The sequence below is a fragment of the Allobosea sp. genome (assembly GCF_035944895.1).
Taxonomy (GTDB): Bacteria; Pseudomonadota; Alphaproteobacteria; order Rhizobiales; family Beijerinckiaceae; genus Allobosea.
The window spans coordinates 318,875-331,097 of record NZ_DASZAT010000006.1; the positions used below are offsets into that span (position 1 = coordinate 318,875).

General features: G+C 67.2%; 14 protein-coding genes. 4 read left to right on the forward strand and 10 right to left on the reverse strand.

All coding sequences use genetic code 11. The features are described from left to right. Positions 1-7: 7 nt before the first annotated feature. Entirely contained in the window at positions 8-463 is a 456-nt protein-coding gene (gene queF / locus VGV58_RS10110; RefSeq protein ID WP_326873878.1) for a preQ(1) synthase, read from the reverse strand. A gap of 157 nt (positions 464-620) precedes the next feature. On the opposite strand from queF, the gene eno reads away from it, so the two are divergent. Next, positions 621-1,904 carry a phosphopyruvate hydratase gene (gene eno / locus VGV58_RS10115; protein ID WP_326873879.1) on the forward strand — a complete coding sequence of 428 codons (1,284 nt, stop codon included), beginning with the start codon at positions 621-623 and terminating at the stop codon, positions 1,902-1,904. A 3-nt stretch (positions 1,905-1,907) separates the two neighbouring features. Here the strand turns inward: eno and VGV58_RS10120 are convergent, their stop codons facing one another. Then, the gene (locus VGV58_RS10120; RefSeq protein ID WP_326873880.1) at positions 1,908-2,525 is read right to left on the reverse strand and encodes a hypothetical protein; all 618 of its coding nucleotides are present in this window, start codon (positions 2,523-2,525) and stop codon (positions 1,908-1,910) included. A 181-nt stretch (positions 2,526-2,706) separates the two neighbouring features. Between VGV58_RS10120 and VGV58_RS10125 the strand changes: the two genes are divergently transcribed. Next, positions 2,707-3,633 (forward strand): DMT family transporter, encoded by a 927-nt coding sequence (locus VGV58_RS10125; RefSeq protein WP_326873881.1) that lies wholly within the window; start codon positions 2,707-2,709, stop codon positions 3,631-3,633. Between the two features lie 21 nt (positions 3,634-3,654). Here the strand turns inward: VGV58_RS10125 and VGV58_RS10130 are convergent, their stop codons facing one another. The 4 genes from VGV58_RS10130 to VGV58_RS10145 form a co-directional block, all read right to left on the reverse strand. Continuing rightward, positions 3,655-3,855 carry a hypothetical protein gene (locus tag VGV58_RS10130; protein WP_326873882.1) on the reverse strand — a complete coding sequence of 67 codons (201 nt, stop codon included), beginning with the start codon at positions 3,853-3,855 and terminating at the stop codon, positions 3,655-3,657. A gap of 80 nt (positions 3,856-3,935) precedes the next feature. Next, entirely contained in the window at positions 3,936-4,730 is a 795-nt protein-coding gene (locus VGV58_RS10135; RefSeq protein ID WP_326873883.1) for a hypothetical protein, read from the reverse strand. After that, on the reverse strand, positions 4,727-5,851 hold the full coding sequence (tgt, locus tag VGV58_RS10140; RefSeq protein ID WP_326873884.1) for a tRNA guanosine(34) transglycosylase Tgt: 1,125 nt from the start codon (positions 5,849-5,851) through the stop codon (positions 4,727-4,729). The genes VGV58_RS10135 and tgt overlap by 4 nt, the downstream gene beginning before the upstream one ends. 77 nt (positions 5,852-5,928) lie before the next feature. Beyond that, positions 5,929-6,279, reverse strand: coding sequence for an ArsC family reductase (locus VGV58_RS10145; RefSeq protein ID WP_326873885.1), 351 nt, complete (start codon positions 6,277-6,279; stop codon positions 5,929-5,931). Positions 6,280-6,440: 161 nt separating this feature from the next. Here VGV58_RS10145 and VGV58_RS10150 point away from each other — a divergent pair, with 161 nt between their 5' ends. Continuing rightward, on the forward strand, positions 6,441-7,022 hold the full coding sequence (locus tag VGV58_RS10150; protein ID WP_326873886.1) for a phosphoribosyltransferase family protein: 582 nt from the start codon (positions 6,441-6,443) through the stop codon (positions 7,020-7,022). Here VGV58_RS10150 and VGV58_RS10155 read toward each other — a convergent pair. Together VGV58_RS10155 and VGV58_RS10160 are read right to left on the reverse strand one after the other, a co-directional pair. Then, complete coding sequence (locus tag VGV58_RS10155; RefSeq protein WP_326873887.1) at positions 7,019-7,666, reverse strand: 2'-5' RNA ligase family protein; 648 nt, start codon at positions 7,664-7,666, stop codon at positions 7,019-7,021. The two genes, VGV58_RS10150 and VGV58_RS10155, sit on opposite strands and share 4 nt — an antisense overlap. A 41-nt stretch (positions 7,667-7,707) precedes the next feature. After that, positions 7,708-8,583 (reverse strand): helix-turn-helix domain-containing protein, encoded by an 876-nt coding sequence (locus VGV58_RS10160; RefSeq protein WP_326873888.1) that lies wholly within the window; start codon positions 8,581-8,583, stop codon positions 7,708-7,710. A gap of 126 nt (positions 8,584-8,709) precedes the next feature. On the opposite strand from VGV58_RS10160, the gene pobA reads away from it, so the two are divergent. Beyond that, the gene (gene pobA, locus VGV58_RS10165; protein ID WP_326873889.1) at positions 8,710-9,879 is read left to right on the forward strand and encodes a 4-hydroxybenzoate 3-monooxygenase; all 1,170 of its coding nucleotides are present in this window, start codon (positions 8,710-8,712) and stop codon (positions 9,877-9,879) included. Here pobA and VGV58_RS10170 read toward each other — a convergent pair. Both VGV58_RS10170 and VGV58_RS10175 read right to left on the reverse strand, forming a co-directional pair. Beyond that, positions 9,873-11,006 carry a M24 family metallopeptidase gene (locus VGV58_RS10170; protein WP_326873890.1) on the reverse strand — a complete coding sequence of 378 codons (1,134 nt, stop codon included), beginning with the start codon at positions 11,004-11,006 and terminating at the stop codon, positions 9,873-9,875. The two genes, pobA and VGV58_RS10170, sit on opposite strands and share 7 nt — an antisense overlap. After that, on the reverse strand, positions 11,003-12,223 hold the full coding sequence (locus tag VGV58_RS10175; RefSeq protein ID WP_326873891.1) for a M20 family metallopeptidase: 1,221 nt from the start codon (positions 12,221-12,223) through the stop codon (positions 11,003-11,005). Before VGV58_RS10175 ends, VGV58_RS10170 begins: the two co-directional genes overlap by 4 nt.

The window sequence follows — 12,223 nt, forward strand, 5'->3', positions numbered from 1 at the left end:
CAAGCTCTCAGCGCCCGCGATAGGGTGCGACGCCCTGGTCGGGCAGCCACAGGCCCTTGGGCGGCTCGCCGGTCTGGAAGAACACGTCGATCGGGATACCGCCGCGCGGATACCAGTAACCGCCGATGCGGAACCATTTCGGCTCGAGCAGGTCGACCAGCGTCTTGCCGATGCCGACCGTGCAGTCCTCATGGAAGGCGCCGTGATTGCGGAAGGCGCCGAGATAGAGCTTGAGCGACTTCGATTCGACCAGCCAGTCGCCCGGCAGATAGTCGATCACCAGGATGCCGAAATCGGGCTGACCGGTGACCGGGCAGATCGAGGTGAACTCCGGGCAGGTGAAGCGGGCGAGATAGTCGGTACCGGCATGCGGGTTCGGCACGCGGTCGAGGCGGGCTTCCTCCGGCGAGCGCGGCAGGTCGCTCGCCTTGCCGAGCTGAAGGGTCGAGGCGTCGATGGTCATGTCGTGGTCCTGATCGATGGACGTCCGCCGTGGGCGGAGGCTGAGTTGTCGCGGCTTTTAATCCCCGGCCTGGATAAATGCCACCGCCCCTTCCCGTCGTCGTCGCTTGTGTCTAGAAGCGCGGCATCCTTTGCCCACCTCAGCTCCGGAGCCTGCCATGACCGCGATCATCGACATCATCGGCCGCCAGATCCTCGATTCCCGCGGCAACCCGACGGTCGAGGTCGATGTCGTGCTCGAAGACGGCTCGATGGGCCGCGCCGCCGTGCCGTCAGGCGCCTCCACCGGTGCGCATGAGGCGGTCGAGCTGCGCGACGGCGACAAGAGCCGCTATCTCGGCAAGGGCGTGCTGAAGGCGGTCGAAGCCGTCAACGTCGCGATCGCCGAGGCGATCGTCGCGATGGACGCCGAGGACCAGACCGCGATCGACCAGGCGATGATCGAGCTCGACGGCACGCCGAACAAGAGCAAGCTCGGCGCCAACGCCATTCTGGGCGTCTCGCTCGCCGTCGCCAAGGCGGCGGCGGACGCCTCGGGCCTGCCGCTCTATCGCTATGTCGGCGGTACCTCGGCCCGCGTCCTGCCGGTGCCGATGATGAACATCGTCAATGGCGGCGCCCATGCCGACAACCCGATCGACTTCCAGGAATTCATGGTGATGCCGATCGGCGCGCCCTCCTTCGCCGAGGGACTGCGGATGGGCGCGGAGATTTTCCACACGCTGAAGAAGGCGCTGCACGACGCCGGCCACAACACCAATGTCGGCGACGAGGGCGGCTTTGCCCCCAACATCAAGTCGGCGGAAGCGGCGCTCGACTTCGTCATGCAGGCGGTCGAGAAGGCCGGCTACAAGCCCGGCGAAGACGTCGCGCTGGCGCTGGACTGCGCCGCGACCGAGTTCTTCAAGGACGGCACCTATGTCTATGAAGGCGAACGCAAAACCCGCGACCCGAAGGCGCAGGCCAAGTACCTCGCCAAGCTGGTCGCCGGCTATCCGATCATCTCGATCGAGGATGGCATGGCCGAGGATGACTGGGAGGGCTGGAAGGCCCTGACCGATCTCGTCGGCAACAAGTGCCAGCTAGTCGGCGACGACCTCTTCGTCACCAACGTCACCCGCCTGTCGCAAGGCATCAAGGCGAAGACGGCCAACTCGATCCTGGTCAAGGTCAACCAGATCGGCACGCTGACCGAGACGCTCGCCGCAGTCGAGATGGCGCAGCGCGCCGGCTACACCGCGGTGATGTCGCACCGCTCGGGCGAGACCGAGGACGCGACCATCGCCGATCTCGCCGTCGCGACCAATTGCGGGCAGATCAAGACCGGCTCGCTCGCCCGCTCGGACCGGACGGCGAAGTACAACCAGCTGCTGCGCATCGAGGAGGAGCTCGGCGCGCAGGCGGTCTATGCTGGCCGCTCGGCCCTGAAGGCGCTGGCCTGAGCCTCACCAGCTCGGCACGAGCCGGCCGATGGCCGAAACCGACCAGCGCGTTGCCGTCGTCGCATTGTCGACGGCGGCCTTTGCGGCGCTGACGGCTCCATCGACCGGCCTGATCATGACCGAGACGGCGTTGTCCCACAGGTCGGGCTGCCGCTCCGGCTGCTTTTGCGACAACGGCGCGATGTCGAGCGGCGGCGCGGCCGCCAGCGCCGCGACCCGCGCGACGGGGTGAGCCGCCGACTGGCGGGCCGGCACTGAGGCTGCCCGCAACCGTGCCGGCCGGGGCTGGGCTTCCACCTGCGACATCCGATCCGATGCAGGCGCCACATTGTCCCAGGCCAGCGCAAGCGGCATGGTCAAGCTCGCCGGCCGCAGCAGACCGGGTCGCGCGGCGGTCTCGTCAGGCTCGCCGGCGTAGCGATCCAGGATCTTCCCGCTGTCCGGCGCGAGGCGCACGAAAGCGGGCGTGGCCTCCGTGCCCGCTCCCCGAGCCGGCACGACCTGCGCCGAGCCGAGCCACACGAGCCCGGACAACAGGCAGGCGATAGCGGCCGCGCCAAGGCCGATCTGGTCTGCCGTTGCAAGCCGCCTGCCCTGCGTCGCGGCAATCTGCATACCCATGGCTAGGCTTCCTCGATCTCGAACATGCCGCAGCAAGCACTGCAACTGCGGCGTCGCGGCGACGCGGCACGGGAGAAATCAGGGCTGAAGCATGGAATTGCCGAGACCGCAGCAGTTGCAGGCGGGCCATGTCGCTACCCACCTTTGGGCACCGCAACAGTCGCGCTATCTGCTTCAGCGAATGGATCAGCAAATCGTCTCCCACGAAGCCGCCCGGCGGCAGGTCAACCTCCGGCGCCTCGCCTATGCTGGCATGAGCCTCGCGATGGTGATCTTCGGGGCCAATTTCGTCGTCAGCCGTCACGCCGTTCTGAACGGCCTGTCATCGCACGACATGCTGGCGCTGCGCTTCGTTACAGCCGGTTTCCTGCTGCTGCCCAGCTTCATGATGGCCGGGGGATTGCGCGATTGCGCCGGTCTCGGCTGGAAGCGTGGTCTGGTCCTGGCGGTTACGAGCGGGTTCCCGATGAGCTTCCTGCTCATGACCGGGCTGACCTTCGCTCCCGCCGCCCATGGGGCCGTGATCGGACCCGGCACCGTCACGGTGATCGGCATCGTCGGCAGCGTCGTCCTGTTCGGCACGATCCTGACCCGGCAGCTCATGCTCGGCGTCATAGCAGTGCTCGTCGGTCTCGCCTGTCTCGGCATCGCCGGCTCCACCCATGCCAATCCCGGCATCGTCTTCGGCGATCTCTGCTTCCTCGGCGTCGGACTGGTCTGGGGTGGCTATCCGCTGCTGATCCAGCTCTGGCGTGTCGATGCCCTCAAGGCGACCGCCGTCGTCTCCGTGCTGTCGATGGCCTATCTGCCGATCTACTTCGCCTTTTATTTTCGCGGCTTCGACGTCGCGCCCTGGTGGGTTCTGCTGCTGCACGCGATCAATCAGGGCGTGCTCAACGTCATCGTCGGCCTGTGGATCTGGAGCTGGTCGACGCCGGTGCTCGGCCCATCCGTCGCCGGGCGCTTTCCGCCGATGATCCCGGTGGTCGGCACGCTGCTCGCGATCCCCATGCTCGGCGAGATCCCGAGCGGGCTGCAGATCGGCGGCATCGCGCTGATCATCAGCGGGCTGTTCATCGCCTCTTGGCGTCGCAGGCGGGCGCGCTAGCCTTTCAGGCTCTCCTCGCGATCATCCCGTGATCGGCGAGGCGTGCGCTTCCACATTGCCGGTCGCAAAGAGCCGATCGAGCGTCGCCATGAGCAACGCCGTGTCCGGGCAGATCAGCAGGCGCGTCGCCCGCCCCCAGGCGAGATGCAGGACATGGTGGCCACGGTTGAAGGTGCGCACGCCGTCGGTGCCGCTATTGGTCTCGCGCCAGTCCACGACCACGACCGTATTCCATGGCGCCCCGACGACATCGATCCGCTCGAGATCGAAATGGATATCGGGCAGCAGGCGATACAGCCGCGCTACGATATCGGGCGCCGACGTCGTGCCAGTGACATCAAGCCCAGATTCCAGAGGACGCAGACCAGCAGGCCGAGACCGAGCGCTGGCCAGGAGCCGAGCGGCACGGCCATGACATGGACAAGCGCCACCGCGAAGCCGAAGCCGAGCAGCCCGAGCAGGCCGCTGCCGATGACCGCGGCGCTCGCTGGTCCGCCGATGCGCGGCTGCAAGATCGCGATCAGGCTCGACAGGACGATCGGGAAAGTCGCCAGCACACCCGACCAGGCCGGGCCGACGCGCGCGCTGATGGTAGTCACGGTTCCGGCCAGGGCCGCGACCGCTGCCGCCCGCAGCGGGATGGCATACCAGGGCCGCCGCGGCGTGATCGCCGGGCGCGCGGCGAGGTAGGGGCGCACGATGAGGTGCAGGATCACGAAGACGACCGGCGTCGCGCACAGGAGCGCGGCAAAAGGCAAGGATAGCGCTTGCAGGCCCGAGACGAGCAGGAAGAAGGTCAGCAGCGCCGCAATGAGGCAGATCACCGTGCCGAAGCGCTGGGCCAGCAGCACATAGACCAGCGACAGCCCGGCATTGGAGAGATTGGAACTCATGCTGGCGAGCGCGCTCGCCGAAATGAAGGCGGCGTCATGGTCGAGCGCGAGGAAGACATAGACCGGCCCGGCCGAGATCGGCAGCGTCGCGATCATCGCCGCGAGCAGCGGCCCCGATCGCTCGGCCAGCATCGAGCAACTGACCACGATGGCGGCCGCAACCGCCATCTTGAGCAGCAGAAGACCGAGCCCGGGATCGATCACGCCGGCTCGCCCCTGGCCCAGCCTTCCTTGGTCTCGGCGATGAAATCTTCCAGGCGGCCGGCGGCGATGGCGGCGCGCAGGCCGGCCATCAGCTCCTGGTAGTAGGCGAGGTTAACCCAAGTCAGCAGCATCTTGCCGAGCATCTCCTCGGCCTTGACCAGATGGTGCAGATAGGCGCGCGAATAGGTGTTGGCCGCCGGGCAGGAGGATTGCGGATCGACCGGCCTGACGTCCTCGGCATGCTTGGCGTTCTTCAGGTTCATCCGGCCGAAGCGGGTGAAGATCTGGCCATGGCGACCGGCCCGCGTCGGCATCACGCAATCGAACATGTCGACGCCGCGCCGGACCGCCTCGACGATGTCGTCCGGCGTGCCGACGCCCATCAGATAGCGCGGCTTCTCCTGCGGCAGATGCGGCTCGACCGTCTCGATCATCGCCAGCATCACGTCCTGCGGCTCGCCGACCGCGAGCCCGCCAATGGCATAGCCCTTGAGGTCCATGGCGGCGAGCTCGCGGGCGCTCTCGACCCTGAGGGCAGGCATCGCGCCACCTTGCACAATCCCGAACAGCGCCCTCCCCGCCGGATCGCCGAAGGCCTTCCTGCAGCGCTCGGCCCAGCGCAGCGACAGGTGCATCGCCTTTTCGGCGACCTTGTCCTCGCAGGGCAGCGAGACGCATTCGTCGAGCTGCATGACGATGTCGGAGCCGAGCAGGTTCTGGATCTCGACCGAACGCTCGGGGGTCAGCACATGCTTGGAGCCGTCGATATGCGACTGGAAGGTCACGCCCTCCTCGGTCAGCTTGCGCAGATTGGCGAGCGACATCACCTGGAAGCCGCCGGAATCGGTCAGGATCGGGTGCGGCCAGTTCATGAACTTGTGCAGGCCGCCGAGCCTGGCGACGCGCTCGGCGCCCGGCCGCAGCATCAGGTGATAGGTGTTGCCGAGCACGACATCGGCGCCGAGCGCCTTGACCTGCTCGGGATACATGCCCTTGACCGTGGCGGCGGTGCCGACCGGCATGAAGGCCGGCGTGCGGATCACGCCGCGCGGCATGCGGACCTCGCCGGTGCGTGCTGCGCCGGCCCGGCCGAGGAGATGAAAGCTGAAATCCGTCGTCATGGACGCGGGCCTAGCCCAGCGTTGGCCTGGACGGAAGAGGCTTGAGCGCCGGGTGGGGCTGTGCCGGCGGCTGGCGCTCAGCGCTTGGCGAAGGCCGCCTCGTAGATATCCGGCTTGAAGGCGAGGATGCGACGGTCGCCGAGATCGAGCACCGGGCGCTTGATCATGGTCGGCTGCGCCAGCATCAGCGCGATCGCCTTCTTCTCGTCGAGGCCCTGCCTGTCGGCCTCGGGCAGCTCGCGGAAGGTGGTGCTCGCCTTGTTGAGGACCTTCTCCCAGCCGAGTTCGCGGCACCAGGCCTCGATATGGGCCTTGTCGATGCCGGAGACCCGGTAGTCGTGGAAGGCGTAGGGGATCTTGCGCGCGTCGAGCCAGCTCCAGGCCTTCTTCATCGTGTCGCAGTTCTTGATGCCGTAGAGCGTGACCATCGTCCCGACCGTCCCTGATTGCCGTCGGCGCGGGGGTGGCATGGCGCTGGTCCGAGATCAAGCGGCCCCGTCGACGAAGCGATCGGCAGCCTCTCGCGCTCCGTCATGCTATCGGCAACGATGATGCGTATCGGGCGAGCAGAGAATCGAATGGACGCGTCATGACCGATCGACTTCATCCGCTCGCAACGGGCGACGATGACTTCAAGATTCCGTTCCGCCCCTGGAAGAACCACCCCGGCCCGGGCGTCGATTTTCCCGATCTCTCGATCACGACCGTCGACGCAACCCTGACCCGGCGCATCATCGATGCGCTGGTGCTACGGGTCCCGGCGAAAGTCGAGGTTCTCGCCGGCATCGACATCGGCGGGCTCGGCCTCGCCGGAGCGTTGGCCTGTCGTTGCGGTCTCGGCTTCTTCGATATCCGCAAGGTCGATTCACTGCGCAACGGCGTGATGCGCAGCATCATCGCGAATTACGAGCTTGGAGAAGGCGTCGTCATCTCGAAGGGTGCGCAGCTGGCGGGCCGGCATATCGCGATCCTCGACGATTGCCTGATCTCGGGCGGCACGGCGCTGGCGGCAGCGCGGCTGATCCGCCGGCTCGGCGGCCATTGCGACACGGCGCTCTTCGTCTTCGACATCGAGGGCATGGGCGGCCGCGAGCGCCTTGCGGGCGGCGGCATCACCGCAGAGGTGCTGCGCACCGTTCCACGCACGGCGCCGGAGAGCGAAGGCGTCTAGACTGCGTCAGCGCGATCGCGCAACGGCCAGCGAGCAAGATGGTCGTGATGGCTTGCGCCATGGACGCTGCGGATGAGCACGAACTCCCGGACTGGAAAGCTCTCAGGGGGGATTATCGGCTTGTCGAATGGGCATTGGTCGTAGAGCAGCGTCACGTGCGGCCCGAATTTGGATGGCATCCAAAAACCTCTCGCCCGCATCTCGCGACATAGCCTCCTCTGAAGCCTATCGAGGATCGAGAACGTCTCGCTCGTTTCCAGAAAGATGGCCTGCCGATCGCCCGGGCCGCCATACCCCGCGACATGGTCGAAGGCGACAGAGAAACTCGGCGCGACAATGGATGCGGCGATCCTCTCCAAGGTCGCGATCTCCTCATCGGTGGCCCCGCCGTAACGCTCGATGCCCCCCAAAGTGAGGTGATAGCGTTCCGGTCCGATTGGCCACCCGCGCAAGCCGTGCGATCTGCGCAGAGCATGCGCGAAAGCGTGGATTGCCGCGGCGTGCTCCGGCGGCGGCACCACCGCGAAGAAGTATCTGGCCCAACCGGGTACAATTAGGGTTTTCGACCAGTCGCGGTCCGCCGCGATCCCATATCGGGGATCCAAATCGAACAGATCCGGTTGATCCGGAGATGGCTTTCCCATCTCCAGTATCTAGAACAAATAAAGAACAAACACAACCGCCCTCACCCCGCTGCCCGATACTCCGAGGGCGACATGCCGGCCCTCGCCGCGAAGAAGCGGGAGAAATAGGCCGGATCGGAGAAGCCGAGCCGAAAGGCGATCTGGGAGACCGGCGAGCGGGTGTAGACGAGGTCGCGCCGCGCCTCGATCATCAGCCGCCCCTGAATCACCCGCATCGCCGAATGGCCGAGCAATTCTCGACAGACGCGGGTCAGATGCGGACCGGTGACGCCCAGGTCGCGCGCATAGGCGTCGAGCGGTTCATGCGTCTGGAAATGGCTCTCGACCCGCTCGATGAAGCGGCGGACCAGCACGGCGCGCGCGTCAGCCGCCCCGCTGATCGCGACCGCATGAGAACGCGCAGTACGAGTAAACCAGATCGCGATCAGGCGCGCATGGGCGGCGAGCGCGAGTTCGCGGCTGCCGCGATTGCGGCCGAACTCGGCAAGCGCCGCTTCCATGATCGCCGCGAGCTCGACGATGCTGACATCGGCTGACCCGCGGCGGCCGACGAACGCCTCGCCGAGCACGGCGCCGAGCGCGGGTTCGGCCTCGATCAGCGGCATAAGGGTCGGACTTGCGACGCTGGCGACGAAGCCTTCGGTATCCGGCTCGAAGCGGAACTCGTGGATCGCCAGCGGCGGCAGCAGCAGGACCGTGCCGGGGACCAGGCGATGGTCCGTGCCGTCGATCCGCACCAGCCCGCCGCCCGAGGCGATCAAGAAGAACTGGGCCATGTCCTGGTGGCGATGCGGCTCGATCCGCCAGTCGCGCGGGGCGCTGCGGGCGCTGATCCGCTCGATATGCAGCGCATCGGGGAAACGCTGCTCGCGCGGCTCGTCATAGAGCCAGTAGGCGGGCACCGAGGCGAGCGTCATCCGGATTATCCGATGTTCGTTTTGTCCAATACGTTGGGTGAAAGCTCCATTCCGGTCAATCGCGTGTGATGGCATTTTCGTGTGAAAGTACCGGGCCCTGCGCCCGTCGGTTTACGGGAGGACGCAATGCGCACCCAAGTCGTGATCGTCGGCTCCGGGCCGTCAGGCCTTTTGCTCGGCCAGTTGCTCACCCGCCAGGGCATCGACAACATCATCCTCGAGCGCAAGAGCGCTGATTATGTGCTCTCGCGGATCCGGGCCGGCGTGCTCGAACAAGGCACGGTCGACCTGCTGCACGAGGCCGGTGTCGGTGCGCGGCTCGCCGAGGAAGGCCTGCCGCATGACGGCTTCTCGCTCGCCTTCGAGGGACGCCTGCAGCGCATCGACCTCAAGGGCCTGACCGGCAAGCAGGTGACGGTCTACGGCCAGACCGAAGTGACGCAGGACCTGATGGAGGCGAGGCAGGCGGCCGGCACGACGAGCTTCTACGAGGCCGAGGACGTCCAGCTGCACGACTTCGACGGCACATCGCCGCGCGTCAGCTTCATCGCCGAGGGCAAGCGGCGCGAGATCGCCTGCGACTTCATCGCCGGCTGCGACGGCTTCCACGGTGTCTGCCGCGCCTCAGTGCCGGCAGGGGCGATCGAGACCTTCGAGCGCATCTACCCGTTCGGCTGGCTCGGCCTGCTGGTCGACCAGCCGCCGGCCGCGCACGAGCTGGTCTATGCCAGCTCGCCCTTCGGCTTCGCTCTGTGCTCGATGCGCTCGCAGACCCGCAGCCGCTACTATGTCCAGGTGCCGCTCGACGAGAAGGTCGAAGCCTGGTCGGATGAGCGCTTCTTCGACGAGTTGCGCCGGCGCGTGCCGGACGAGGTCGCAGCGGCGGTGGTCCCTGGGCCATCGCTGGAGAAGAGCATCGCGCCGCTGCGCAGCTTCGTCGCCGAGCCGCTGCGCTTCGGCCGGCTCTTCCTCGCCGGCGATGCCGGCCACATCGTGCCGCCGACCGGCGCCAAGGGGCTGAACCTGGCGGCCAGCGACGTACGCTACCTGTTCGAGGCACTGCGCGAGCACTATGCCGAGCGCTCCGATGCCGGGCTCGACGCCTATTCCAGCCGGGCGCTGGCGCGGGTCTGGAAGGCGGTGCGCTTCTCCTGGTCGATGACCAACCTACTGCACCTCTTCCCGGAGGCGAGCGCCTTCGACCAGCGCATCAGGCGCGCCGAGTTCGACTACCTCACGCAGTCGCGGGCCGCGATGACCGGCGTCGCCGAGAACTATGTCGGCCTGCCCTATTGAGAGCAGGCTAGCAGCTGGCGCGGCGTCGCGGTCAGCCGTCGGCAGCCTTCGGCCTCGACGACGATGGTCTCGCTGAAGCCGAGGCCGCCAGCCGAGACGTACATGTGGAAGACCATGCCCTCCTCCAGCCGCCAGCGGGCGTTCGGCAGGAAGACGCGCGAGAAATCGCTGGTGCGCGGCGTGCGGCCATAGAGGCCGAGCGTGTAGCCGGTAACGTTGTCGTAGATCGGGCGCAGGCCCTCGGCGAGCACGGCCTCCCGCAGGACGGCGTCGACCTCGCAGGCCAGGGCGCCCGGGCGCATCGCCGCGAATTGCCGGTCCTGCAGGGCGACGAGGCGCCCGGCCAGCGGCGCGAGGCTGCGCCGGTCCTCGCCGATCAGCACCGGCCGCATCAACCGGGCGCCGTGATTGCGGACCTTCGGGATCAGCTCGACATGCACGATGTCGCCGTCCGCCAGCGGCTGGCCGGTCATGACGCCGTGCAGGAATTCGTGGTCGCCGACACCGGGCAGAATCGGCCCGGTCTCGCCGGTGTCGGCGCCATTCTCCAGGAAGCAGGCGGCGGCGATCGCAGCGGCCACCCGCGGCGACAGACCTGGCCGGGCCTTGGCTGCGATGGCGGCCATCGCCTTGTCGGCGATGCCGGCCGCTTCTGCGATCAGCGCGATCTCGGCCGACGACTTCACCGCACGCAGGAGGTCGCTCGCATGGGGGAGATCGACGAACCGCGCCTCCGGCAGCAGAGCGGCGAAGCGCTCGCACGTCGCGGCCGTGAAGCCATACGAGGCATGATCTGCGCCGATCGCAGCTCGCGCGAAGCCGCGCCGGCGGATCTCGTCCGCCATCACCTGATGCGGCTCGGCCGTATCGGCAAAGCCGACGACATCGGCGAACCAGCAGGCGTCGCGACAGGGGCCGGCATCGAGTTCGCGGAGCACGAACCAGGGCTCGCCCTCCCTTGGCAGGAAGGCGGCGCGATACATCGTCTCCGAGACGGTGTAGCCGGTCAGCCAGGCCAGGAGCTCGGCATGGTCGACCAGCAGCAGCTCGGCGCCCGCCTGCGCCATCGCGGCGCGGGCCTTGGCGGCCCGGCCGGCGAATTCCTCGCGCGGGAAGAGCGGGCTCACGCCACTTCGCAGATGTCGAGGATGGTCAGCATGTAGATGCGGACCATGTCGAGGAAGTCGCGGATCTCGACACGCTCATCGGGCATGGTGTTGTAGCGCCCGCCCGGGCCGCAGACGATGCCTTCCATGCCGGCCTCGGCATAAAGATGGCCGGCATCGGTGCCGAAGAAGCCGGGCGGCCTGATCGCGCCGGTCGGCTGCTTCTCACCGCGCACCGCCTCATAGGCGGCATTCACGGTCTTGACGATGCGGGCGTCCTTGGCGACCTCGAAGGCTGGCATCGACTGGTGCCCTTCCTTCTTCTCGATGCGGATCAAGGTCTTGAGGCCGGGGAAGCGCTGCTCCAGCGCGGTGAGCTCGCGCTGCATGTCGGCGAGTGCTCCGTCCTGCGTCTGGCCGGGCGCATAACGGCCGGAGCCCTTGAGCTTGCAATAATCCGAGACCTGGGGCGCGCGCCATTCGTGCAGCTCCTTGCCGAGCGCGCCATGGACGACGCCGACATGGACGCGGTTGATCGATTCATGCTCCGGCGACCGTGCACCGGAGAAGGTCATGGCATTCAGCCGCGGGATCAGGTCGCAGGCCGCCATGATCGCATCGACCGCCTGCTCGCGCTTGGAGAGATGGCGAGTGTTGCCGGTGAGCTCGATGACGAAGGAGAAGGCGCAAGCGTGCATGGTCACGGCCTGCACGTCGGTCGGCTCGCTGTTGACGAAGTAATCGGCGCGGATGCCGCTCTGGATCGCCGCGACCGTGCCGACACCGCCCTGCAGTTCGCCGACGACGAAGGTCAGGATCACATCGCCCTTCAGCCTCACGCCGGCATCGATCAGCGTCTTGACCGCGCAGTAATAGGCCGCGTCGCCCGCCTTCATGTTGGAGACGCCGATGCCGTAGATGAACTCGTCGTCGATCACGCCGCCCCAGGGATCGACCGTCCAGCCTTCGGTCGCCGGATTGGTGTCGAGATGGCCGTTGAAGAGCAGGCTCTTGCCGCCGCCGACGCCCTTCCAGCGGCCGATCGCATTGGCGCGGCGGCCGTCGTCGAAAGCTTGCGCCTCCGCCTCGAGGCCCATCGCCTGCAGCTGCCCGACGACATGGTGGACGAGCGCCTTCTCGCCTTCGGTCTCGCTGTAGCTCTTGTGCTTCACCCAGTCGGAAAGCAGCGCGAGGCAGGCTTTCTCGTCGAGCGCATGGATCAGGTCGCGGGGGTTCAT

Bases quoted from the DNA above. Each gene is read 5' to 3' on its own strand.
- queF (WP_326873878.1), bottom strand. From the start codon at position 463: ATGACCATCGACGCCTCGACCCTTCAGCTCGGCAAGGCGAGCGACCTG.
- VGV58_RS10125 (WP_326873881.1), top strand. From the start codon at position 2,707: ATGGATCAGCAAATCGTCTCCCACGAAGCCGCCCGGCGGCAGGTCAAC.
- pobA (WP_326873889.1), top strand. From the start codon at position 8,710: ATGCGCACCCAAGTCGTGATCGTCGGCTCCGGGCCGTCAGGCCTTTTG.
- VGV58_RS10160 (WP_326873888.1), bottom strand. From the start codon at position 8,583: ATGACGCTCGCCTCGGTGCCCGCCTACTGGCTCTATGACGAGCCGCGC.
- eno (WP_326873879.1), top strand. From the start codon at position 621: ATGACCGCGATCATCGACATCATCGGCCGCCAGATCCTCGATTCCCGC.
- VGV58_RS10155 (WP_326873887.1), bottom strand. From the start codon at position 7,666: ATGGGAAAGCCATCTCCGGATCAACCGGATCTGTTCGATTTGGATCCC.
- VGV58_RS10145 (WP_326873885.1), bottom strand. From the start codon at position 6,279: ATGGTCACGCTCTACGGCATCAAGAACTGCGACACGATGAAGAAGGCC.
- VGV58_RS10175 (WP_326873891.1), bottom strand. From the start codon at position 12,223: ATGAACCCCCGCGACCTGATCCATGCGCTCGACGAGAAAGCCTGCCTC.
- tgt (WP_326873884.1), bottom strand. From the start codon at position 5,851: ATGACGACGGATTTCAGCTTTCATCTCCTCGGCCGGGCCGGCGCAGCA.
- VGV58_RS10150 (WP_326873886.1), top strand. From the start codon at position 6,441: ATGACCGATCGACTTCATCCGCTCGCAACGGGCGACGATGACTTCAAG.
- VGV58_RS10120 (WP_326873880.1), bottom strand. From the start codon at position 2,525: ATGGGTATGCAGATTGCCGCGACGCAGGGCAGGCGGCTTGCAACGGCA.